The organism is Acidisarcina sp. (assembly GCA_035539175.1).
Classification (GTDB): Bacteria; Acidobacteriota; Terriglobia; order Terriglobales; family Acidobacteriaceae; genus JANXZS01.
Window position 1 is genome coordinate 825,437 of record DATLIY010000007.1, and the last position, 23,080, is coordinate 848,516.

General features: G+C 60.1%; 23 protein-coding genes. 13 read left to right on the forward strand and 10 right to left on the reverse strand.

Features of this window, described 5'->3' with window-relative positions:
• Positions 1–17: 17 nt before the first annotated feature.
• Complete coding sequence (locus VM554_06195; GenBank protein ID HVJ07954.1) at positions 18–1,220, reverse strand: 1-deoxy-D-xylulose-5-phosphate reductoisomerase; 1,203 nt, start codon at positions 1,218–1,220, stop codon at positions 18–20.
• Positions 1,220–2,044, reverse strand: a complete 825-nt coding sequence (locus VM554_06200) for a phosphatidate cytidylyltransferase (GenBank protein ID HVJ07955.1) — start codon at positions 2,042–2,044, stop codon at positions 1,220–1,222. The genes VM554_06195 and VM554_06200 overlap by 1 nt, the downstream gene beginning before the upstream one ends.
• 124 nt (positions 2,045–2,168) lie before the next feature.
• On the opposite strand from VM554_06200, the gene VM554_06205 reads away from it, so the two are divergent.
• Entirely contained in the window at positions 2,169–3,125 is a 957-nt protein-coding gene (locus VM554_06205; GenBank protein HVJ07956.1) for a hypothetical protein, read from the forward strand.
• 2 nt (positions 3,126–3,127) lie between these two features.
• Here VM554_06205 and VM554_06210 read toward each other — a convergent pair whose 3' ends face one another.
• Complete coding sequence (locus tag VM554_06210; protein HVJ07957.1) at positions 3,128–3,919, reverse strand: isoprenyl transferase; 792 nt, start codon at positions 3,917–3,919, stop codon at positions 3,128–3,130.
• Between the two features lie 207 nt (positions 3,920–4,126).
• Positions 4,127–4,504 carry a helix-turn-helix transcriptional regulator gene (locus tag VM554_06215; GenBank protein ID HVJ07958.1) on the reverse strand — a complete coding sequence of 126 codons (378 nt, stop codon included), beginning with the start codon at positions 4,502–4,504 and terminating at the stop codon, positions 4,127–4,129.
• 443 nt (positions 4,505–4,947) lie between these two features.
• On the opposite strand from VM554_06215, the gene VM554_06220 reads away from it, so the two are divergent.
• Positions 4,948–6,228 (forward strand): glycosyltransferase family 87 protein, encoded by a 1,281-nt coding sequence (locus VM554_06220; protein HVJ07959.1) that lies wholly within the window; start codon positions 4,948–4,950, stop codon positions 6,226–6,228.
• 6 nt (positions 6,229–6,234) lie between these two features.
• Here the strand turns inward: VM554_06220 and VM554_06225 are convergent, their stop codons facing one another.
• On the reverse strand, positions 6,235–6,468 hold the full coding sequence (locus VM554_06225) for a hypothetical protein (GenBank protein HVJ07960.1): 234 nt from the start codon (positions 6,466–6,468) through the stop codon (positions 6,235–6,237).
• Between the two features lie 98 nt (positions 6,469–6,566).
• Here VM554_06225 and VM554_06230 point away from each other — a divergent pair, with 98 nt between their 5' ends.
• The 5 genes from VM554_06230 to VM554_06250 all read left to right on the forward strand — a co-directional run bounded on the left by VM554_06230 (position 6,567) and on the right by VM554_06250 (position 11,462).
• Positions 6,567–8,306 carry an acyl-CoA carboxylase subunit beta gene (locus VM554_06230; GenBank protein HVJ07961.1) on the forward strand — a complete coding sequence of 580 codons (1,740 nt, stop codon included), beginning with the start codon at positions 6,567–6,569 and terminating at the stop codon, positions 8,304–8,306.
• A 7-nt stretch (positions 8,307–8,313) separates the two neighbouring features.
• A complete protein-coding gene (locus tag VM554_06235; GenBank protein ID HVJ07962.1) occupies positions 8,314–8,769 on the forward strand; it encodes a hypothetical protein in 456 nt (151 codons plus the stop codon).
• 90 nt (positions 8,770–8,859) lie between these two features.
• On the forward strand, positions 8,860–9,720 hold the full coding sequence (locus tag VM554_06240) for a hypothetical protein (GenBank protein HVJ07963.1): 861 nt from the start codon (positions 8,860–8,862) through the stop codon (positions 9,718–9,720).
• On the forward strand, positions 9,717–10,589 hold the full coding sequence (locus VM554_06245; protein HVJ07964.1) for a hypothetical protein: 873 nt from the start codon (positions 9,717–9,719) through the stop codon (positions 10,587–10,589). Before VM554_06240 ends, VM554_06245 begins: the two co-directional genes overlap by 4 nt.
• 81 nt (positions 10,590–10,670) lie before the next feature.
• Positions 10,671–11,462 (forward strand): enoyl-CoA hydratase-related protein, encoded by a 792-nt coding sequence (locus VM554_06250; GenBank protein ID HVJ07965.1) that lies wholly within the window; start codon positions 10,671–10,673, stop codon positions 11,460–11,462.
• 133 nt (positions 11,463–11,595) lie between these two features.
• On the opposite strand, the gene VM554_06255 is transcribed toward VM554_06250, so the two are convergent.
• Positions 11,596–12,603, reverse strand: a complete 1,008-nt coding sequence (locus VM554_06255) for a DHH family phosphoesterase (protein ID HVJ07966.1) — start codon at positions 12,601–12,603, stop codon at positions 11,596–11,598.
• Positions 12,604–12,804: 201 nt separating this feature from the next.
• On the opposite strand from VM554_06255, the gene VM554_06260 reads away from it, so the two are divergent.
• From VM554_06260 to VM554_06275, 4 genes are read left to right on the forward strand one after another with little or no spacing between them, the layout of a single operon-like run.
• Positions 12,805–15,204, forward strand: coding sequence for a penicillin acylase family protein (locus tag VM554_06260; GenBank protein ID HVJ07967.1), 2,400 nt, complete (start codon positions 12,805–12,807; stop codon positions 15,202–15,204).
• Positions 15,204–17,042: a 6-pyruvoyl-tetrahydropterin synthase-related protein gene (locus tag VM554_06265; GenBank protein HVJ07968.1), complete on the forward strand. Its 1,839-nt coding sequence runs from the start codon at positions 15,204–15,206 to the stop codon at positions 17,040–17,042. The genes VM554_06260 and VM554_06265 overlap by 1 nt, the downstream gene beginning before the upstream one ends.
• Positions 17,043–17,083: 41 nt before the next feature.
• On the forward strand, positions 17,084–17,992 hold the full coding sequence (locus tag VM554_06270; protein ID HVJ07969.1) for a farnesyl diphosphate synthase: 909 nt from the start codon (positions 17,084–17,086) through the stop codon (positions 17,990–17,992).
• Positions 17,993–18,027: 35 nt separating this feature from the next.
• Positions 18,028–18,360, forward strand: coding sequence for a metal-sulfur cluster assembly factor (locus VM554_06275; protein HVJ07970.1), 333 nt, complete (start codon positions 18,028–18,030; stop codon positions 18,358–18,360).
• Positions 18,361–18,436: 76 nt separating this feature from the next.
• On the opposite strand, the gene VM554_06280 is transcribed toward VM554_06275, so the two are convergent.
• From VM554_06280 to VM554_06295, 4 genes are all read right to left on the reverse strand, one after another.
• Entirely contained in the window at positions 18,437–18,745 is a 309-nt protein-coding gene (locus VM554_06280) for a hypothetical protein (GenBank protein ID HVJ07971.1), read from the reverse strand.
• A 130-nt stretch (positions 18,746–18,875) separates the two neighbouring features.
• The gene (locus VM554_06285) at positions 18,876–19,187 is read right to left on the reverse strand and encodes a hypothetical protein (protein ID HVJ07972.1); all 312 of its coding nucleotides are present in this window, start codon (positions 19,185–19,187) and stop codon (positions 18,876–18,878) included.
• A 63-nt stretch (positions 19,188–19,250) separates the two neighbouring features.
• Positions 19,251–20,864: a bacillithiol biosynthesis cysteine-adding enzyme BshC gene (gene bshC, locus VM554_06290; GenBank protein ID HVJ07973.1), complete on the reverse strand. Its 1,614-nt coding sequence runs from the start codon at positions 20,862–20,864 to the stop codon at positions 19,251–19,253.
• 100 nt (positions 20,865–20,964) lie between these two features.
• Positions 20,965–21,822, reverse strand: a complete 858-nt coding sequence (locus VM554_06295; protein ID HVJ07974.1) for a Rossmann-like and DUF2520 domain-containing protein — start codon at positions 21,820–21,822, stop codon at positions 20,965–20,967.
• Between the two features lie 114 nt (positions 21,823–21,936).
• Here VM554_06295 and VM554_06300 point away from each other — a divergent pair, with 114 nt between their 5' ends.
• Both VM554_06300 and VM554_06305 read left to right on the forward strand, forming a co-directional pair.
• Positions 21,937–22,566: an NUDIX hydrolase gene (locus VM554_06300; protein HVJ07975.1), complete on the forward strand. Its 630-nt coding sequence runs from the start codon at positions 21,937–21,939 to the stop codon at positions 22,564–22,566.
• A gap of 171 nt (positions 22,567–22,737) precedes the next feature.
• Complete coding sequence (locus VM554_06305) at positions 22,738–22,956, forward strand: cold shock domain-containing protein (protein HVJ07976.1); 219 nt, start codon at positions 22,738–22,740, stop codon at positions 22,954–22,956.
• The last annotated feature ends 124 nt before the right edge of the window (positions 22,957–23,080 follow it).

A 23,080-nucleotide genomic window follows, 5' to 3' on the forward strand; every position in this document is an offset into this window, starting at 1 on the left:
CGTCGAGTGCAGCCGGTTTAGCCGAGCCGGGCGACAGTGGATTCCCGCCCTGCTCCTGCGAGGAGACTCGCAGCTTTGCCGCGAGCTTCCTGGTCAAGTCGAAGCACTTCCTGAATCGAAGCCGGATGGCTCTCGGGCGTCGCCTCGAGAACTGCTTCAATTGTACGCGGAATGCCCATAAAGGGGATGCGTCTTTCGAGGAATGCCGCAACCGCGACTTCATCTGCTGCATTCAGCGCAATGCAATGGGCACCACCTGTCTCCGCAGCCTCATACGCCAATCGCAGGCAGGGGAAACGTTCGAAATCCGGCGGCTCAAACTCAAGATGTCCCAGCGCTGCCATATCAAATGTCAACTCAGATTGGATGCGCTCCGGGTAGCTGAGGGCGTAAAGAATCGGCAGGCGCATATCTGTAACGGATATCTGGGCCAGAATACTGCCGTCCACATACTCCACCAGCGAGTGCACCGTCGACTGCGGATGCACCGTGACCTTTACCGCCGAAGGCGGCAGATCGAAGAGGCGGCAAGCCTCAATGATCTCCAACCCTTTGTTGAGCATAGTCGCGGAATCGATGGTGATCCGCTGGCCCATCACCCAGGTCGGATGCTTCAGTGCCTGCTCCACGGTAATTTGCCGGAACTGACTCAGAGGCAGAGTGCGGAATGGACCGCCGGACGCTGTAAGCCAGATGCGCCGGACCTCTGCTTTCGCCCCGCCTCGCATGCATTGGTGAATGGCGTTGTGCTCCGAATCAATCGGCAACAGCGGCACCTTGTTTTCGCGGGCCGCGCGGGTAAGGATCTCGCCCGCCGCTACCATGCATTCCTTGTTGGCCAGGCCAATCGGCTTGCCCGCAAGCACCGCGGCATAGGTCGCTTCCAGTCCGGCGACCCCCACGATGGCAGATACCACGAAATCCACTTCGGGTAGAGTCGCAACGCGAACGGTTCCCTCGGTGCCATGGAGAATCTCGATTCCAGAGACACCTGCGGCCTTGAGCCTTCCGGCCAGGTCGGAGGCAAGAGCTTCCGTGGCCAGCGACACAACCCTGGGACGCCAGCGGACACACTGTTCAAAAGCCGTGTCGACGTTGCGGCCGGCGGCAAGCGAGGCTACCGCAAACCGGTCAGGATAGGACTCTATGATGGAGAGGGTGCTCCTGCCGATGGAACCGGTAGAGCCAAGAATCGCAACTTGCTTGATAGGACTGTTCACTAGAAAGGCTGCTGTACTAATTGAGCGTACCACAGCACGGGGGCTGCCAGCAGCAATGCATCAATCCGGTCCAGCATCCCGCCATGTCCCGGCAGCAGGGTTCCTGAGTCCTTGACGCCCGCTCCCCGCTTCAGCGCAGACTCCACGAGATCGCCAATTTGCGCGGCGATATTGAGCAGCACCGCGAGAAATACCCAGCGGAAAACAGAGCCCGGATACGCCAGAAGACTGCTGCCATGCCGTTCCAGGACGCTGGCGATTAACACTAAGACCAATGTAATCAGTACACTGCCGCCTATGGAGGCGAAGGTTCCCTCCCAGGTCTTGTTGGGGCTGATATGCGGCGCCAGCTTGCGGCGGCCAAAGGCACGGCCAATATAGAGCGCAGCAATATCTCCAGACCAAACCACACATAGCAGGAAAGTTAGCAGGGAGGGACCATTCTCCTGCGCCGCCAGCCACGGAATCGTAGCCATCGAAAGCCCGACATACACGAGGCAGAAGATGGAAGAGGCTGAATCTGCCAGTACGCTCTCCATCGGACCGCGAAAGGCGCAATAGGCAAAAATTGACAGGCTGAGCGCGCTGAGCACGGGAGCAACCTGGTATGGCAGGCGAAAGCTGACAAACAAAAGTACCGCCATGGCGACGAGTACCAGGATGCGAGGCGCACGGGCGCCGCTGGCATTGGTAAGTCCTATGAACTCCCAGCCGGCCAACTCCGCGACCAGACCCGCCCCCACCGGCATCAGCCAGAAGGGACCTTTGAATATCGCCAGTAACACCAGTGGAATCAGGATGGCCGCGGTAAGGATTCGCTTCATTTCTTGAAAAGGATACACTCAGCACAGCCTTCCTGCCTCGCCTTTGTAGTTTTTGTCGGCCGCTATGGCTACTGTTATCAATCCGCTGGCCCCACCAGGGCTAAACAAGGGAGAACGCCAAGGAATGCCGTACTCTACGATTTGGAAACAATTGCTGGTTTGCTGTGCCATCGCCGTAACCACCTGCGCCAGCGCGCAAACCGGGCACACGATCGTGACCGTCGAACAGAAGGCGGGAAATTCAGACGCTGTGCTGCGGGAGAATATCCTCGCATTTGAAGCGGGCAAACGCGTCCCGATCACGGTCTGGCAGCCGTTTACCGGAGACCGCGACTCCCTGCAACTGCTGATTCTTATCGATGACTCCTCCGCCAGCGGCCTGGCAAACCAGCTTGCCGATATCCGGACCTTCGTCATGGCGCTTCCGAAGACTGCCGAGGTCGGCATCGGATACATGCAGAACGGCCGCGCAGAGATGGCCCAGAACTTTACCGCGGACCATGCCCTGGCGGCGAGGGCGCTCCGGCTGCCCCAGAGCATTCGGGGCGGAGGCAGCCCCTACTTCACTCTCTCCGCAGTGGCGCAGCAATGGCCAGCGGCGCAGCAGAGGCCGAGCGAGAAGACAGCCGGGCGGCGGGAGATCCTGATGATCAGCGATGGCGTCGATCGCTACTCGGATCTGGAGTTCAACCCGGAGAATCCCTACGTCACCAAGGCAATCCACGATGCCCAGCGAGCTGCCATTCCGGTGTTCACTATTTACTACCGGGGAGCGGGCCGGCTGGATGCCAACCCCGTCGTGACCTCAGCCGGGCAAAACTACCTGGTGCAGATGTCGCAGGAGACAGGGGGCAAATCCCTCTATCCGGGGATGGGGAATCCGGTGTCTCTCACTCCGATGCTGACCGAGCTTTCCAAAATCCTCAACAACCAGTATGAGCTGGAATTCAAGTCCCGGGCGAAGCCTATGAATGGGCTGGTACAGCTCAAGCTTAAGATGGAGACCCACGGAATCAAGCTCATCGCTCCGACCTTCGTCCCCGTCGACGAGCCGGCCAATCCGGAAAGGCTACCCCGGTAGCCTCACGGGGCAATCGCGTTGGCAGGAACTTCGGCCATGTCGCCGGATTCGCTCAATCCGCCGTAGCGGCGCTCCCGGCGCTGGAAATCTTCGACGGCCTCCAGCAGGTGGACTCCGCGAAAGTCCGGCCATAGCCGGTCCGTGACATAGATCTCGGTGTAAGCGATCTGCCACAGCAGGAAATTCGACACCCGCATTTCACCGGATGTCCGGATGAGCAGATCGGGATCCGGCATATTCGCCGTGTAGAGATGGCGATGCAGATCCTCCTCGGTAATGTGCTCCGGGCGGATATGCTTTTGCTTCATCTCCGCGTAGAGGCCGCGAAAGGCATCCACGATCTCCGATCGACCGCCGTAGTTCAGCGCGAGAGTCAGCACGGTGCCAGTGTTGCTGGCGGTCGTCTCCTCCGCCCAGCGCATCTTTTCCTGCACCTCTGGCGGCAGCTCATGGGTTCGCCCGATGTAGCGCAGCCGGATGTTGTTGTCTGCCATGCGGCGCACATTGCTATCGAGGTAGCTGCGCAGCAGCCGCATGAGGAAATTCACCTCGGTCTTGGGGCGCCGTAGATTATTTTCCAGAGAAAAAGCGTAGAGCGTCAGCCAGGGGATTTTGACGCGAGCGGCAGTCTCTACCACATACTGCACGGCTTCGGCCCCCTGTTGATGGCCAAGAAACCGCTTCAGGCTCCTCTTCCCCGCCCAGCGGCCATTGCCATCCATGATGATGGCCACGTGCCGGGGCAGGCGATCCGGATTGAGGCGGGCAAATATGGCCCGTTCTTCAGGCGTCAAAAGTTCCACGTTGGGGCGAGGGGATAGCAAGAGACTTCCTCTTCAACTTCGACCGTAGCACACGCAGTTAGTCACCGCAAACGGAACGGGATTTACCGCGCAGTCAACAACGGCAGCACCGGAGCCATCGCTCAGGCATTGTCACCACAGCGCCACGACAGCATCACCATCCCCTGCGCAGGCAAAGGATGGAGCACCTCGCGGCGATTATGCGGTACGGCGGTTCCGGCCTGTCGCCATCTCCCGAACCTGGTTCAGGAAGATCGAACGCTGCATCGCATCCAATTGGCATGCATAAGACGCCAGCTCTGCCAGAAATGGATCGGCGAAGATCGATTGGGTTTCTTCCTGACGATGGCTCCGGCTATCCCGCAGCAGATCGCAGATATTGACCTCGAGAGCATCTGCCAGGCGCTGCAGCGACGACAACGTCGGGCATGCCTTACCATTCTCGATCTTCGAAATGTACGTGCGAGGAACCTGCATCCTCCCCGCCAATTGACGCTGGCTCAGGTTGCGACCCCGGCGAATATCACGCACGGCACGCGCGACCTGGGGGCTGCCATCCGGTTCTGGCGCTTCCATGCTGGGAACGACCAGTTGTGGTGCTTTGGGTTGCGGTTCTTCTAATTCAAGTGGTTTGTGGCAGCGCCGGCAAAGCGAGTTCGCTGTTCTGAACTGCACCAGACTGCAATGATCGCAACGTAAAACCTCGCGTGCCTCGACACTAGCTAAGGTAGTTGCCATAAGTTGTACGGAGCGCCAGAGCGGACGCTCGGGCGATTGCCAGCATTGTATGCCGGGGAATCGCCATCCCTGTTTACTGTCGAGGCAAGGTACCTTTCTTGTCAAGTGGAAACTGTGATTCGAGCATAAAAATCCCGAAAAAAACGGGACAACTCCGGGAAAAACCGGGATAGATATCGCAACGCAATACCGCGGCACTTTGTTTGCATGAAGTTGGCGCTATAGTGAGAATCGCGGCATCCCCATGCCGGGAACGGAGCCGGCGCGTCCCTCGCGAAGCCATGGACAAACAACGATTCCGCGCGCAAGCCATGGTTCTGCTCTTCGTCTTCGCCACCCTGTGCTTCTTTCTGCGTGGACTCTACGGACTGCGGTCTCCAGTCGACTTCATCCCGGTCTATGCGGGCGCGCGCTGCCTGGTCGTGGGCTGTAATCCATACGACACCGATCAACTGGATGCGCTCTACAAGCAGCAAGGGGTTCCGGATAGCGATCTGTATGGCTGGGACAGCTCGCTTCCCGTTTACCCTCCATCGGCGCTGCTGGTTCTCGCTCCGCTGGGCGCGCTGAAGTACACAACCGCCCGAGTCTGCTGGTTCCTGCTGATTGGAGCGCTGTATGTTACGGCGGCAGGCACGATTCTGCAATTATGCCCACCGCCGCACAGGCTGCTCGCAGTGGTGCTTTGCTCCTGGCTGCTCATCCGCAGCAACAAGCTCATCTTCATGGGCCAGCCGGCCACTCTGGCAATCGCCCTGTTGGCGATAGGCACGGTCCTGTTGCTCCGAAAACGCCTTTCCGGATTCGCCGCCCTTTGCCTGATCCTCAGCCTCGCAGTCAAGCCGCATATTGGGCTTCTGGTGGTGCTCTATTTGGCGGTGCGCGGAGTGCAACGCAGATATGCCATCACGGCCCTGGCAGGAGCGATGGGAATGCTGCTTCTCGGAGGTGCGATTCTGTATAGCCGCCCGATCAGCGCGCACTGGGTTGGCGATCTCAAGACAAACATCGTATCCGCGGCACTGCCGGGAAGGCCCGCCGATCCACGCCCACATCTGGACTGGGTGCCCCAGGCAGATCTGCAGGCGGTCTTCAGCATCTTTACGCCGGATCAGGCCACGTATAACAGGCTTAGTTACACAGCCTCGCTGATTCTTTTCTCGCTGTGGCTGCTCGGGCTGCGCCGCGCGGGAAGAAGCTTCGACGCACATCTGGTTGCGCTCGCAGCCATCCTCTGCATCACCATTCTGGCGATCTACCACACTGCCACGGATCTGGGTGTGCTGATGCTGGCTATTCCGGCAACGGTAGTCCTCTGGAATCGCAACCGCCGTCTGGGAGGAGTTGCGGCGGCGGCGCTTTTTCTTGTTCTGTCACCGCTGCAGCGGATCCTGCAATTCCAGTTTCTTTCCCATCCGCGGTGGCAGCCTGTGCTGGATAGTCCCTGGCTCTACACGCTGTTGTTGCGGCAACAGGTGCTGCTTCTCCTGCTCCTGACGTGCGTCTACCTTACCGCTTTGTTTGCTGTGCGGATGCAGGAGGAAGCGCCCGCATCCGCATAGCAACTACTAGATGACTCGAAGGATTTCGCTCGCCGAAAGAATGTCGGCCGCCCGTATCGTGAAGCAATTATCTGGACGGGTCTGCGGAAACGCTCCGGGCAAGTTGGTTTCCAGCACATCGACCATGATGTCTTCGTACTCCAGATCTACCGAGTTGACCTTCACAATGGCCATTTCGCCGTCGGTTAACTGCAACATGACCGTCTTATTCTGCAGATTCCTTACTTCATTGATTTGCAAGTACTACCTCCACGAGCCACAAAGGACATTAAAAGCCGGAAATGAGGCATGCAATGACCAGTCAGTGCTATGCTGACGGGTTTTGAGGCGTATCGACAATGACTGATAAGACACCTCCCAATCCGCCATCTCCCTCTGCGCCGGCGACGCTCGAAAACACGCTACCTTCTGGATTAGACGCAGCCAGCCCCCGTGCGCGCTCAAACGCCAGCGGAATGCTAGCCCTCCTGGGCGCAATTCGCCAGCAGGAAGCAAAAATTCGCGAGGGGGGTGGCGAGAAAGCTATCGCCAGCCAGCATAGTAAAAATCGGCTGACCGCTCGCGAGCGCCTGGCTTTGCTGCTGGATCCCGGCACGGAGTTCTTCGAACTCAGCCTTTTTGCGGCTTTCGGCATGTACGAGGAGTGGGGTGGAGCGGCCGCCGCCGGGGTCATAACCGGGCTGGGGCGCGTTGCCGGACGCCTGGTCATGGTGATCGCCAACGATGCCACGGTCAAGGCGGGAGCCTTCTTCCCCATGACGGCCAAAAAGGTGATTCGCGCCCAGACCATCGCGATGGAGAACCGGATTCCGACGCTCTACCTGGTTGATTCCGCAGGGGTTTTCCTGCCCTTGCAGGAGGATGTCTTCCCCGACCAGGACGACTTCGGACGCATCTTCCGCAACAATGCGGTGATGAGCGCCATGGGGATCCCGCAGATGACCGCCATCATGGGCATGTGCGTGGCCGGGGGCGCGTACCTCCCCGTGATGACCGATCACGTGCTGATGACGGAAGGCAGCGGACTCTTCCTCGCCGGACCTGCACTGGTGCAGGCAGCAATCGGCCAGAAATACTCTGCGGAAGAGCTGGGGGGAGCCGCGATGCATGCGGAGATCTCCGGCACTGTGGACTTCAAGGAGCCGAACGACCATCTCTGCCTCGCCCGCCTGCGGTCGCTGGTAGCCCGGCTTGGACATGGCCAGCCTGCTCCCTTTGACCACCGCAGCTATGACCCCGCGCGCGACGCGCCGAAGTACTCCGCCGAAGGGCTGTATGCGCTGCTCGATCCTGATCCTGCCAGGCAGAATTCCTATGACATGCATGAGGTGATCGCACGGCTGGTCGATCGCTCGAAGTTTGACGAGTACAAGCCCGACTATGGCCGAACGGTTCTCTGCGGATACGCACGCATCGGCGGCTACTCGGTCGGCATTGTGGCCAACCAGAAGCAGCACCAGCCGCAGATTGCGCATACTGGCGAGAAGCGCGTCGAGTTTGGCGGTGTCATCTACGCGGAGAGCGCGGAGAAGGCGGCGCGCTTCATCATGGACTGCAATCAGAACCTGATTCCGCTGATTTTTCTCCACGATGTCAACGGCTTTATGGTGGGGCGCGACGCGGAGTGGAGCGGCATCATCCGTGCCGGGGCCAAGATGGTCTCCGCCGTAGCCAACTCCACGGTGCCGAAGATAACGGTCATCCTCGGCGGCTCCTTCGGCGCGGGAAACTATGCCATGTGCGGCAAGGCATACGATCCGCGCTTCCTCTTCGCGTGGCCGACGGCGCGTTACGCGGTGATGAGCGGAGCTTCCGCGGCAAACACCCTGGTCGAGGTGAGGATCAAGCAGCTGGAGCGCGGCGGCAAGCACCTGACCGAGGCGGAAAAGAAGCAGCTCTTCGAATCCATCAATGCTACCTACGAAGAACAGACCGACTGCCGCTACGCCGCCGCGCGGCTATGGGTAGATGCTGTCATCGATCCTGCAAAGACGCGCGAGGCGCTGATGCTGGCGCTCGAAGCCGCGGCGCTCAACCCCGAGGTTGCAAAGTTCAACGTGGGCATCATCCAGACATGAGAGAAAGATGCAAATCTGCTTTGTTCGGGATGGGACACTGCTTTGCTATCTTCGAGCCGCCGACCCGCCGGATATTCTGGAAGTCATGAGTCCCGCACCGAAGAAGAGATCCAGAAAGAAGAAAAATTCCGCCGGATGGCTGGCCTGGTGGCCGCTGATTCTCGGCATTCTAGTGACGCCGTTCGCGGTTCGCGCCGCTGGCATTCTTGCCCTTACCGGCCCCACCGCATTGCGGATGCTGTACCCCTTCGCGCTGCTTCCGGCAGAGCACGCCCTGGGCTTGCGCGATTCGCTCGCCGACACGGCATCGCAGGCGATGATGTACCTGCAGTTCCCTCTGTATGGCCTGCTGGCGATGCTGTTGCAGCGCTGGAAGAGTATTGGATTTGCGCTGCTGGTGATTGCAGGGTTGCACCTGGCGGGCGTGGGAGCGCTCTGGGTGCTGGCAAGCCTGGCGAAGTAAGCCTCTGGAAGAGAAGCTCTTCGGCAACTTCAGCGCGTGCGGTGTATCGTGTTCCGTTGTGGTGACAGGCGCGGAGTAGCAACGAAACGAATGGAAGAAAGCGGCCAGGGAGAGGACCAGGGAAAGGACGAAGGAGAGGCAGAAGCGATGCCCGGGAAACGGATATGGAAGCACCTGGTATTGACTGAGGTGAGGATGCGCTTTCTCGGCGCCCTGGCCCTGCTCATGGTCTTTTTTCTGGCGCTGACAGCCGTATATCTCTACGAGTGGCGGCGGCACGGGGATGCGCACGCAGAGGCAATGGGAAGCCTGCTTACCTTCTTCGCCGCAATCATCACCGCCGCGGTGACGCTGGTCTATTTGCACCTGACCCGGCGCTCGCTGGCGGCGGCCGAGGCGGCGACCCAGTTGCAGCGCGAGCAATGGCAGATGCGCATAACGGTAAAGCCGCGATTCTGGATCGTAAGGCAGGCCCTGGATCCGGCAGCCAAGGTACGCGACAAGACAGTGACCTACCGCAAGGACATGGCCACGCGCTACCGCAAAGAGTCCTCCCACGGCAGCTACTACTATGACTCCATGAACTGGCCTTTCTACGCCGTCGATGTGTGGAACGACGGCGAGCGCTCGATGCGCATCTCCAGCTACAGGCTATGGGTCCGCGACGAAGAGAGTATCTCGATTACCCGGCCGGTGGTGGGTTTCGTCATCCCGCCAAATGAGCTTCGCTCCTTTCCCATCACGGAAGAGATGATTGCGCTGGTGTTTCGCGGCCGCACGTTTATGGAGCGCTATGAGCGGATGCCCTGCAAGGAAACGGTGATCGGACTGCGGCTGCTCTACTCAGACTGGCGCGGGGATGACCACTCCAGCCACGATGAATATTACCTGGTGATTGCATCGGAAGAGAGCCACGAGGTTTCCGTGGAGCGGATGGAGTATCGGCATTGAAACAGGAAATGAAGATCATCGAGTGTCCTCGCGATGCGTGGCAGGGTCTGCCGAAGACGATGCCCGCGGAGGTAAAGGCGGAGTATCTCCGCATGCTGATCGGCGCGGGCTTCCGCCATATCGATGCGGTATCGTTTGTCTCTCCCGCGGCGGTGCCGCAGATGGCGGACTCCGAGCAGGTGCTCGAATATCTCGACGCGCCGCCGGAGGTGGAGATCCTGGGCATCGTGGTAAACGAGAAGGGTGCGGAACGCGCCATCCATACGGGCCGCGTGCAGACACTCGGCTTCCCTTACTCCATCTCGCCGGAGTTTCTGCGGCGAAATCAGAAGCAATCTCCCGAAGAAGCGCTTGACCAGCTTGAAGCGGTAGGCCAGGCTGCGTTTCAGGCGGGGCTGGACGTGGTCGCCTACGTCTCCATGGCCTTCGGCAACCCATATGGAGATCCGTGGGACATCGAGGAAGTGCTCGCTGCCTGCGATCTGCTGACCGACATGGGAATCCGGCAGATTTCACTCTCGGACACGGTGGGCCTCGCCTCTCCGCAAGAGGTGGAAGACCTGCTCAAACCAGTGCTGCGCGAATACGGCGACGTGGAGATTGGAGTGCACCTGCACGCTCGTCCCCAGGAGGTTGCAGCCAAGGTTGCCGCAGCCTATAACGCTGGCTGCCGACGGATGGATATGGCGATAGGCGGCATGGGTGGATGTCCCTTTGCGCAGGATGCGCTGGTCGGAAATCTGGCAACCGAAGTGGCGGTGGACGAACTGAGAAGACTCGGCGCGGTGCTGCCGGAGCTGCAGCCCCTCGACGCGTTGATTCGGGCCACACACGCCATCGAGGAGCAGTTTGGCCTGCCAAAACAGTAGCTGCCGCGGGGAACTGCCCAGCGCTCCAGACGGTGGTTTAAGATGTGTATTCTTCAGACTTGCGGGGGCTAAGGCAGAGCTATGGAACACCATCGCTACATCCAAACGCGGCAGGACGGCGGCATACAAACCATTACTTTGAACCGTCCGGAGAAGCGGAATGCGCTGGATGAGGAAGTCATTCGAGAGTTGACAGAGGCGCTCGAGGCCGCGGCGGTATGCCGATGCGGCGTCGTGATCCTGACCGGCGCCGGATCCGCCTTCTGCGCGGGGCTGGATCTGGAGCATCTCGAAGCAATGACCGCCAAGACTCCGGAAGAGCATCGCAGGGATTCCGAGCGCGTAGCCAAGGTGCTGCGTACCCTCTACGATTTCCCCAAGCCGACCATCGCTGCAGTCAATGGCGCGGCGATAGCGGGAGGCATGGGAATTGCGACCGTTTGCGACTTCACGCTGTCCGTTCCCGAGGCAAAGTTTGGCTATACCGAAGTCCGTATCGGCTTCATCCCCGCCATCGTATCCTCCTTCCTGAAGCGGCAGGTGGGAGAGAAGCGCACCCGCGAACTGCTGATCAGCGGCCGCATCATGAAGGCTCCCGAGGCGATGGAGCTTGGACTGGTAACCCGCATCGTGCCGGACCAGGACCTGATCCGGGAGGCAGAGAAATTGGCACACGTATTGTTACGAAATAGTCCGGAATCGATGATCGCAATCAAACGGCTCTTGAGCCAGCATGCGAAAGAAACCCTGGACCGCGAGATCGAAGAAGCGATTGAATGGAACTCAAAGCTGCGCGCCACCGAAGACTTTAAGGAAGGCGTGCGGGCGTTCCTGGAGAAGCGCACACCGGTGTGGCCCAGCCAATGCAAGTAGCTGCCATGGACTGATGCTGGCCCGACGTGTTGATGCTGGCCTGAAGGAGCCGAGCGGGCACGCGGCTTTCCCTCTTCTCCAGACTCATCTTCTCAAGACTCATCGCAAAGAGAAGTGAGGAGAAGCCCCCAGCTCAACGAGAAGACAGCATGACGTGCTGAGGGTTGTGAGCACGCAACCCGGCAACAATCTCCGCGGCAGCTTCACGGGCAAGCTCCGACTTATCGGGAGGAAAACTGATCGCCCCTACCCGTGCATGTCCTCCGCCGCCGTAGCGCTCGCACACCGAGGCCAGGTTCACCATGGTCGTGGGATCAACCCTGGTCCACGGATTGGAGCCGACAGCGACCTTGGTTCGGAAGCTCGACTTCGACAAGCCGATGGAATACACAGCATCCGGAAACAGGTAGTAGGGGATGAACTTGTTGAAACCCTCCAGCGGGTGATCGGTGATGTCGAAATAAATCGTTCCGTCCTTGCACTCGGCGCGTTCGCGGATGAGCGCCAGCGCTTCCTGGTGGCGCTCCAGCAGCGGCGGCAACAGCGGGCTCACGAATGGCTGCTCCAGGATTTCCGCGAGCGGCATCGAGGTAAGCAGGGGGATCAGCCGCGGAATGAAGGCCGGATCTTCGGCGGACTCGATGATGAGCGTCAGCTTCATCGCGGGCTCGCGCATTTCAACGGCAGCCTGGGGACTCTCATAGAGCGCGCCGTCCACGATGTCCGCCCATTTGAGCATCTCCGCCATCGGCCGGGTATCGAATCCAAAATACTTTTTCGCGACATCCGCCAGAAAATTTGTGCACGAGGTGTAGTCGGGGTCGTAGAAATGGCGCATGGCATAGGAGCCGTCGCGCTGGCCCTGGAGGAAGTGCTCGTGATCGGCAGGCGTCAAAAAAGCGCTCAAATGATGATCGAACCACCAGGTGATTCTTGGCGATGGCGAATACTTGAAGTCGACAATGGCGTTCTCCTCGCCCGCGAAGTCACCCTCCTGAAACAAGGCCCCGGCGCGGTGGACCAGGCCGTGATATTCATATTCATCGCCGGAACGAATGCACTCGCGATGAAAACGGGTGAAGAGGGAAGCCGAACAGGCTCCATCAAAGCACTTGTCGTGATACAAGACGCGAACCTTCACTGCGTAACGCTCCCTTTAAACAGTCCACAAAACTCTGGAACACGAAACAACTAGCATTGCTGGGAGTGAGCGGGAAGTCAAGCGGGGAAGCGGATGGCCGCATCCATCGCCAGCCTTCTCGCGGACCACAACTCGCGGTGCACAATGAGACAATGGGCATGATTCCGCTTTCTGGATTGATGCTCTGTGCCAATGAGGACGATGAACGAAGAACGGCTCCGGCCCTGGTTGAAATTCTTTGTCGGCTTGTTGCTCCTGCTCGCGGTGCTGGCTGTAATTGCCTTGCCGGGCGCCGCTGTGTGGTTGAAACACGCCATGCGCGATTCGCTTCCACTGCTCGATGGCGAAGAGCATCTGGCCGGTCTGCAGGCCGCTGTAACCGTCCGCCGCGACGTGCACGGAGTTCCGCATCTCAACGCTGCCAGCCTGGAGGATCTTGTTGAGGCTCAAGGCTACGTAACGGCGCAGGACCGCCTGTGGCAGATGGACATGGAGCGGCGAAACGCGGCTGGAGAGCTCTCGGAAATCCTGGGCAGCCGCACGCTGGAGCACGACAGAGTCCAGCGCCTGCTGCAGATGCGCGCCACCGCGGAGCGCATCTCCGCGGCGATGCCCGAGCGCGACCGCCAGTATTTTGAGGCTTATGCCCGCGGCGTCAATGCCTACATCGACACGCATGCGCAACATCTGCCGGCTGAGTTCCGTCTGCTTTCTTACAAGCCCCGCCCCTGGCGCACGGCGGACTCCATCGTGATCGGCCTGAGCATGGTGCAGACACTCGACGAACACTTTTATGAGAAGTTGAGCCGCGAGCGGATCGCGGCAAAGCTGCCCTCCGATCTCGTCAAGGACCTGTATCCTACCGGCTCCTGGCGCGATCATCCGCCCATCACATCCGAGCCGGATCTGACGCAGCCACAGCAGGAAATCCCCAATGTTCCCCTCGACGAGTCGCAGGCGGCGGTAGAGGATCTGCTGCACCTGCGCGAGGCGTTGGGCAGGCAGAGTTGCCGGGCGTGCCAGCCGGGATCGAACGAGTGGGCGATCTCAGGCGCGCACACCGCAAGCGGCAAGCCTCTGCTTGCGAACGATATGCATCTCGATCTCGGCATTCCGAACATCTGGTATGAGGCGGATTTGCGATCGGGAGATTTTCATGCCGAGGGAGTTGCCCTCCCAGGAGTGCCGTTCATCGTCGCCGGCCACAATGATCACTACGCATGGGGAATAACCGCCCTCTACGGCGACACGCAGGATATCTACGTAGAAACGCTTAACAATCAAGACCAATACCAGGCGCCGGATGGATGGCATCCGCTGGAGCACCATCAGGAACGGATCGCGGTGCGTGGCGGCCGCACGCAGACGCTCGATGTGCGCCTCACGAACCATGGGCCAATCCTGAGCCCGATGCTGGCGCATGAGCAGCGCGCGCTTGCTCTGCGCTGGGTTGCCTACGACTCCACCTCCACAGGCTTCCCCCTCTTTGATATGGACTCCGCGAAGGACTGGACGGAGTTTCGTGATGCTGCATCGCGGTGGTGGGGCCCGACGCTGAACCTGGTGTACGCAGACGCGGAGGGCCATATCGGCTATCAGGCGGTTGGCAGAATTCCGATCCGGCCGAATGGACTCAGCGGAGTTCCCATTGACGACGCGCAGCACGAATGGGCGGGCTATGTTCCGTTTGAAGCGCTTCCAAGCACCTTCGATCCTGCGCTCGGCCTGCTGGCAACGGCAAACTCCCGTATCACTCCCGATGGCTACGCATACCCGCTGACACTGAGCTGGGCCGCTCCTTATCGCAATGAGCGCATTTGGAAGTGGCTGGCCGGTAAGAACGGTCTGAAGCGTGAAGATATGATTACGCTGCAGACGGATGTCTATTCCGAAGTCGATCAGGAGATGGCGCAGCGCTTCGCCTACGCGATCGATCATGCGACAAAGGCCGACGATCGCCTGAAGCAGGCGGCAGACCTGCTGCGATCCTGGGATGGCATGATGGGCGTTGACTCGTCCCCAGCCGCCATCGTGACCGCTGCGCGCGCTGCATTCTGGCCATTGATCCTCGAGCCGAAGCTGGGACCGGAGTGGAACATCTACGAATGGCCTGAGAGTTCCTTCGCACAGGAGGAGATCGTCATGCATGCTCCGCCGCAGTGGCTTCCCAAGGGCTACAAGGATTGGGACGACCTGCTGACCGCGGCCGTGAGCAAGGGTCTGGAGGAGACGCATGCCCCACGAGATCTGGCCCATTGGCAATATGGCTCGCAGCATGTCATCGATCTGGAACACCCCATCTACAGCATGATCCCATGGGTTAAGAAGTGGACGGGAACGGGAGCGCAGCCGCAGAGCGGAGGCTACACCACGGTGAAGCAGGTAGGCCGCACCTTTGGGCCGTCGCAACGCTTCACCATGGACTGGAGCGACCCGGATGCATCGACGGAAAATATCGTCATGGGAGAGTCGGGCGATCCTCTCAGCCCGTACTATCGCGATCATTGGAGCGCCTGGTATGGCGGCACAACCTTCGCGCTTCCCTCTTCCGATGCGGCGGTGCAGGCCGCGACCCGGCATACGCTGCGGCTGGTTCCATAATGCTCGCGACTCCAGAGCTTATCCGCGGCGAACGGAACGCGGGCCTGCGGCGGCAGGATCTGCCTGGGATCGGCTGGATCTTTCTGTGTGCTCTCGCTGCTGTTCTCCCATTAGTGGTGCGGGGAAACTCCTTCGGTCACGACTTCGACTTCCACCTGCTCTCGTGGATGGAGACAGCGAAGCAGTGGCATGAGGGCGTTGTCTACCCGCACTGGCTGGCAGGCGCAAACTATGGCGCGGGAGAGCCGCGATTTCTCTTCTACCCCCCCGCCTCATGGATGCTGGGTGCTCTGCTGGGGACACTGACGAACTGGGCAGCGGCGCCCATCCTCTTCGTCTTCGTCTCCCTTTTTCTCTCCGGGATCAGCCTCTACTGCCTGGCCCGCGACTGGATGCCGCGCAGCGCGGCAACAGTGGCAGCCTGCATCTATGCGGTCAACCCCTATGCGCTCTTCAACGCCTATGAGCGCTCGGCCTATGGCGAGTTGCTGGCCGGTGTGTGGATGCCTCTGATCCTGCTCTACGCGCTGCGCCGTCGTGGCTCCAATCCTGGCTCGCGTCGCGGTTGCCGCCGTGGCTGCCGTCGTGGCTGCATGGTTCCGCTGGCTCTCGTGGTTGCCGCCGTCTGGCTTACGAATGCTCCCGCCGCCGTGATGGCCTGTTATACGCTGGCAGGCGTGGCAGTGGCCCTTGCGATTGCAGAACGGGAGCCGTGGACGCTGCTCCGGCTTGGGTTGGGCGGCGGCCTTGGTATGGGGATCGCTTCCTTCTATCTCATCCCCGCGGCATATGAGCGCCGATGGGTGGAAATTGCGCGAGCCATCGGTCCGGACATGCGGGTTGAGGACAGCTTCCTCTTCGCCCGGGCCGGTGAGGCCTTTCATGTAGCCGTGTTGCGAACAGCATCGATCCTTGCCGTTACGCTGATGGCAGCTACCCTGATTGCGCTCGCCATCCTTTGGCGCAGAAGGAACCGGGCCGCTCTTGCCCCTGACCTGCGCCGGTGGCTGATTGGATCGCTGCTGATTAGCGCCGCAATATTCTTCCTCCTGCTGCCGTGGAGCGAACCCATCTGGCGTTTCGCGCCTGAGATCCGGTTCCTGCAGTTCCCCTGGCGCTGGCTTCTGTTGCAAAGCGCGGTGATGGCGTTTGTCTCGGGCCTTGCGGTATGGACCCTCCTTGCGCGCCGCTCCTCTGCTTTCTGGGTCAGGCTGGCGGCGGTAGCGTGTCTCGCGATCCTTGTCGCGGCGGAGATGACGGCCTTCTACCAACCGGAGGATGAGGACGATACACTGGCGCACCAGATCGCGACCTTCCGCTCTGGAGCGGGAGTCGAAGGCACGGACGAGTACACGCCCAGGAACGCGGACAACTCCGCCATCCAGAAGAACCTGCCTCGGCTGCGCCTGCTCGCCTCTCCCGACGCCGAAGTCCTAGATAGCAAAGTTGAGGAGAGCGAAGTCGAGAGCAACCCTGTCTATACACCGCAGGCTCCGCATCTCGACGGCAAGATCCAGGTGGATCGCTGGCAGTCGCAGCACAAGCTCATCCGCGTCACGATGAAAACTCCAGGATTCGCCGTGTTGCGGCTTATGGATTATCCCGGTTGGAGGGTTCTCGTCAACGCCAGTTCGCAAACCGCCCGTCCTCGGCGCAGAGACGGGCTGCTGGTGGTGCCGCTGCCTGCCGGGGCCTCACGAATCGAGGTGCTTTGGCAATCCACCCCCGACGAGACATGGGGCAAAGCGGTCACTTTTTTGGCTTTGCTCTTGCTGATTCCCATCGCCATGGCCGAACGGTTGGACGACATGGATAGTTCGGCAGCAAACGAAGAATAGCGCGGCCAGGAAGAGGAAGAAATGGCCGGGCCGCCTCAGGTATGATTGAAGAAATGCACGCCAACGTCAGGGAAATACTCGAATCTGGCGCGGAACTCACAGACCGCGCGCTGGAGAGGTTGATGCCTCCGGCTGAGCAGGCTCCATCCTCCATCCACCGGGCCATGCGCCACAGCGTCTTCGCCGGCGGCAAGCGGCTGCGGCCGATTCTATGCATGCAGGCGGCGATGACCGTCGCCGGCCACGGCAGTTTGCCCGAGGGCATTGAAGATCTCGGTTCTGCGCTGGAGATGCTGCATACCTATTCGCTCATCCACGACGACCTGCCTGCACTCGACAACGACGATCTGCGGCGCGGCAAGCCTACCTGCCATGTCGTGTTTGGAGAAGCGATTGCGATTCTTGCCGGAGACGCGCTGCAAACACAGGCCTATGAGGTTCTCGCCGGCCTGAAGTGCCCGGCCCCGGCAGCCATCGAGATTGTGCGTCAGGTTGCGCAGGCAACCGGCACGGTAGAAGGCATGATCGGCGGCCAGGTGCTGGATCTCGAAGGCGAACACCACAAGCCGACGGCAGAGATGGTCGATGCCATCCATCGTGCAAAGACAGGCGCGCTGATTCGCGTCAGCATGGCGACAGGCGCTATCTATGCCGGGGGCAGCGCAGACGATGTGCGGCGGTTGCAGGAGTTTGGACGCAAGGCCGGCCTCGCCTTCCAGATAGCCGATGACGTGCTCGACATGACACAGGATTCAGAGCAGTTGGGCAAGACCGCGGGCAAGGATCTGGCTAGCGAGAAGATGACGTGGCCCGCAGTCTACGGAATCGAAAAATCGCGGCAGGATGCGGAGAGTCTGATTACGGAAGCCTTTCAGGAATTGACCCCTTACGGCGAGCGCGCCGACGGGTTGAAAGCGGTCGCACGGTATCTGGTAGAGCGGACGCACTGACCCGGGTACAGTTCCGGGAGGCAATGGAGCGATGGATGGCATTGACTGAGCAGGATGTACTTACAGCGTTGAAGGATTGCTACGATCCCGAGGTGCCGGTGAACATTGTCGATCTTGGCCTGGTCTATGGCGTCACGCTGCAGCCGGATGCCGACTCAACTCCCGCCTTTCCGCGCCAGCATGTCGCCGTTGAGATGACTCTGACAACGCCGCATTGCCCCGCCCACTCGATGATGGTTGAGCAGATTCGCAATCGTCTTGCCGGCATCCCGGAAATCAGCCAGGCCAAGGTAAACCTGGTCTGGCAGCCAGCCTGGGGCCCGGAGCGAATTACGCCAGAGGGCCGGAAAGCACTGGGCTTCGAGTAGCACTCGCGGGCTGCGCGGAGAAAGGGCGTAACCCTCCTCCTCCACAGCAGCCGCTTCCCTCTTCGTTCGAGAACTTTTATCTGCGAACCATGCGGCGAACCGACTCGCCCTGCTCTGCCAGTTGCTCCACAAATCCTTCAATCTTCTGCAGCAGGTTCTGGCCCGTCTTTACGTAGCCCGGGATACCTTCCCACCACTCTTTGATCACTTCCGGCTCTTCTGCCAGAGCGATTATGGTGCCTGCGGCGGCGAGGCCAACACCCGCTTTACGCTTACCCCCCAGCAACAAACAGACGCCCGCGATTAAAGATCCGACGGCAACGGTTCGTGTCCAGGGGAACTCCTTTGCCGACCTGGGGAGACGGGCTTCGATTTGCTTTGGCATCGTGGAAAGACTCATGGGGATTCTCGACCCTCTTTTCTACGGGATTGAACTTTCTACTTGGACTGTCGCGCCATGGCGCGCGCCGAAATCATTGCTGATTCTAACTAGGATGCGGTTCGTCGGGATGCGGCTAGTCGAGGTCGAAGTCGCGCAGAGGCTTCTCCCCATCTGGGGTTTCCTTTGCTTTCTTGAGTGCCTCGGCAAATTTCTTCGCCATCAGGTCGCCCTTGTTCTTCTCCGCGTCGACCGCCTGGCGGAAGATGCTCTCCTTGCGCTCGTCCTGCTCCCGCATGGCGCGCGCGGCCGTCTCGAAGTCCTCGAACATGCGTTTGCGCGGCGCAGGTGTATGCGTCACCACGGCGCGAGTCACGGGATCGATCTTGAGTACCGCTCCGCAATCCGGGCAGGTTACATCGAACGTATTGGTTGATTGGCTTGGCATGGCTCCTCGGGTATTGTAGGACACCCGGGAGACGATCGGCCAGAGGATGCGTGGAAAGCGGCTCTAAAGAAAAATTACCTTGTGCCCGGGACACTCCTGCCCCGCCTCCTGAACCAGCAGATCCATCAGGCTCTCGCCATAGCGAGCGGGGAAATAAGGCGCGCCAATCAACCGCTCCTGCGGATGGCGATCCGGAAAGAGGGCGAGAATCAATGCCTCCGCGTGACGTGCCAGGCTTGCTTCCTTTTGCAATTGGTAGTTTGCGGCCAGCCTTCGAAGCCGGTTCATCTGGTAACGCATTTTCGATGCCGCGACCTCCGCGGATCGGCCCAGTCCCGCATCGAGGGCGCTCATGTATTGCGTCAGGGAGGTCAGCTCCGCATCGAGCGCATTTCCCGCGGAGGCCAGCTTGCGCTTCCCTTCCACGGACATGGACCGTGCGCCAAGCCTCTGCGCGATATCGTCGGCGGTGGATTGCAGAATGTCGTCGAGCGAAAGATCGTGACGGCGCAGGACCTCGGCAATCTGCGGCTCAACCAGCGTCGCGGAAAGCCGTGGCAGAATCTGCGTGGTGTGGCCAAGGATCCGCTCATAAAGAACCTGGGATTGCGCGAAGTAGGCAATCTCCGCCGGCCCACCGATGTACGCGGATGTGGGCAGAATGGCGTCCTGAAAAACCGGGCGGAGCAGTGCATTGGGGCTGAGACGCTCAGGCTCACTGTCGAGGATGGCGAGCAGGTCTTGCGACGAATAATTCTGCCGGCCAGCCTGCCATTGGCCGTCGCTCAAGGTCTTCAGCGCCTGACGGGCTCCGGTGGTGCCATCGATCAAGAACAGAAGACTCGATTGCGCAGTGACCAGGACTTGGGAGTGATATCCCGATGCAGTGAGGAGGCGGTCGCGCTCCATCAATGCATCGCGCAGCTCGACAGGATGTTCAATCGCATGTCGAAGCACCCGCTCGCCCAGCGCGTGATAGGGACGCAGAGAGGCATCCATCACTACCAGTCCCTGATGCGCAAAAACCGCCGCGATCCATTCGCCAAAGGCCTGTGCAAAGCTGCGTCCGGGCTGGTAGCTTGTGCGGAGCTGATCCACCACCGGCCCGTAGCCAAGCAGGGCTTCCGCCTGATCCACGAGCGAGCGAATCTGTTCGCCAAAAAGAATTCCGCCAACCGGAGCATTCGCCACATGCGCACCCTGGTAGGTAAGCGTCTCCAGCGAGCGGCGGGAGGGCAGCGTGACGTGGTTTACCTCGGCGAAATCGTGATCCTCGGTGGCCAGCCAGAAGACAGGTACGTGCGGCAACCCGGCGGCGGTGGCGTCCTGCGCCTTGCGGATTGCCGTTGCAGCTTTCAGCAGGGTGTAGAGCGGACCACCGAAGAGACCAACCTGTTGTCCGGTGACGACAACACTGGCGCCCTGCCGGATGCGCTCGATATTCGCAAGTGCCTTAGGATGCGTATTCTGCGGATGCGTATTCTGCGACGTCAGCAGATCCGCGAGGGACGCCCGTGCAGCGGAGCTGATTGTCGAGGACGCGCGCATCCAGGAATGGGACCGCGGGCTGGCGGGAAAGAAAGGTGACAGCGGCTCCGTGCGCTCGCAATACTCCCGAAAGATATGGCTCGGGTGCGGCAGAATCGAGATGGGATAACACTCAGTTTGCAAAGCCAAACTCTCTCCCTGTTCGTTACTTCCCACTTCAAACCTGCGCACGTATGCATCGCGCAATCACGGTCCATCTACCCTAAGTCTCTCATGACAAAGCCTGTGGTTAAAGCGTACTGGCATCTGCACCCACTGTCAGCACGCGCCACATCTCTTCCCGCTTGCGGACTGGCAGAGACTCGAGCGCATGGATCGCCAGCGATCGATAAACATCAGCAAGAATCGGATGCGCGGCGAGTGCCTGAAGATGCAGTTGTATCGTGGCAATATCGCCCCGGGCGATCGGCCCGCTGAAGCTCTCCCTCGCTCCACTCGAGATAAAGTTCTGCACCGTGGAAGCGGCAATCGGAGCGAGAAGCCGCGTTGCCTGGTTCGCGCTTAACCCTGCGAGCATGGCGGCGCTCTGCGCGGCCACCAGGCTGCTGAGCAACAGCGGCGAAGCCAGCGTGGCCGCCGCGTGATACAGAATCTTATCGGAAGAATCGATGCGAAAAGGCTCGCCATGCAAGCGCCGCACCAGCAGGAACAGCCTCCGCCGCAGTGCGGAAGAGGACTCCACTGCAAACGGCGCTCCCACTAGGGTGACGGGCTTCCGCGTCGGAAAGGTCATCAAGGGGTGCACCGCAGCGGTCTGCGCTCCGGCCTCGGAAGCCGCCGCAAGCACCTCGATGGTTCTCACCCCGCTGGAGTGGAGGACGATCTGATTCTCAAGCGTTTGCCCCAGCTCCCACCGTCGCGCCACCAGCGCTTCACACACCTCTGCGATTGCGCCATCGGGCACGCATATCCAGAGGATCGGCGCATCGAGAGTCGCCTCGTCGATCGTGGTCAGGTGTAATCCTCTGGACGCCCGCTCAGGCAGGCGCCTCACCACGACTTCTCCAATGGGGAAGCCCGCAGACAAGAGCGCGGAGACGAGGGAGGTTCCCCAATTCCCCAGCCCGATCACCGTGATGCGAGGCAAGCTCGATTTCTCTTTTGAGACAGTTCCGGCGCGGCGCGACGTACGTGGTGATTTCATCATTGGGGTCCAGATCGAATGGTAACGTAAATGAGAAACTCGGAAGGACGAGGGTACATGGCAAAGAAAAAAGCAGCCAAGACAGAGAAGCCTGTTTCGTTGACCAAAAAACCAGCCAGGAATATCGAAGTGGTCTCTTCGGTGTTGAGCTACTCCGGACCACTCTTCAACGTGCATACCGATATGGTCCGCGAACCGGGCGGAACTGTCTCGCGCCGCGACGTGATCCGCCACAACGGATCGGTGGTGATGCTCGCCGTGGATGACTCGCGAAGCAAGCGCGATCCGCTGATCATCATGGAGAGACAGTATCGCCACGCAGCTAGACAATTCCTGTGGGAACTGCCCGCAGGCAAGATGGATGAAGGCGAAAAGCCGCTGGCGGCTGCAAAGCGGGAGCTGATCGAAGAGACCGGATATCGCGCGAAACGCTGGACCAAGCTGGTGCGCTACTTCGCCAGCCCGGGCTTTCTCGGGGAGTGGATGCAGGTATTTCTCGCCGAAGGACTTTCCGCAGGCATTGCTGAGCCGGAAGAAGATGAACACATCGAGGTCAAGCTTGTGCCGCTGTCGGAGGTGCTGTCGCTCATCGACGACGGACAGATCGAGGATGGAAAGACTCTGATCGCTGTCATGTTGTATGCGAGAAAAAAAGGTCTACTTCCAAAACGCGGCGCAAAGGCCTGACATAGCAGGCGTTGTGCGATACGCAATTCACGAGCAGGGTCTGAGGCAAGCTTCAGACCCTGCTCGTTTGGTTTTTAAGGGATAACCATTTGGTCACTCATCGCGTCTGTTAGTGATAAGCAGGTTGGGTTTCCCCCAGCCTCGATCTGCGTTAAGGAAGGTACGCGGCTTGTGGCAAATTACAAAGGCAAGGTGAAGTGGTTCAACAATGCGAAGGGATACGGTTTTATAGGACGCGAGGACGGCCCTGACGTTTTCGTTCACTATAGCGCCATCCAGCTCGATGGGTACAAGAGCCTGAAGGAAGGCGATGAGGTCGAATTCGACATCATTGAAGGACAGAAGGGTCCGCAGGCTGATGCGGTCACTCGCTTGCGCGAAGTAGCCTGACACATTCAGGTAAACAGTACTAAAGCACACACGCCTGGCACACATCCATCCTGCGCGTGCAGGGAAGGTGTGGGCCTGAGAGCGCGGACCCGAATCCTCGCGGGAAATAACTGCATCCACCGAA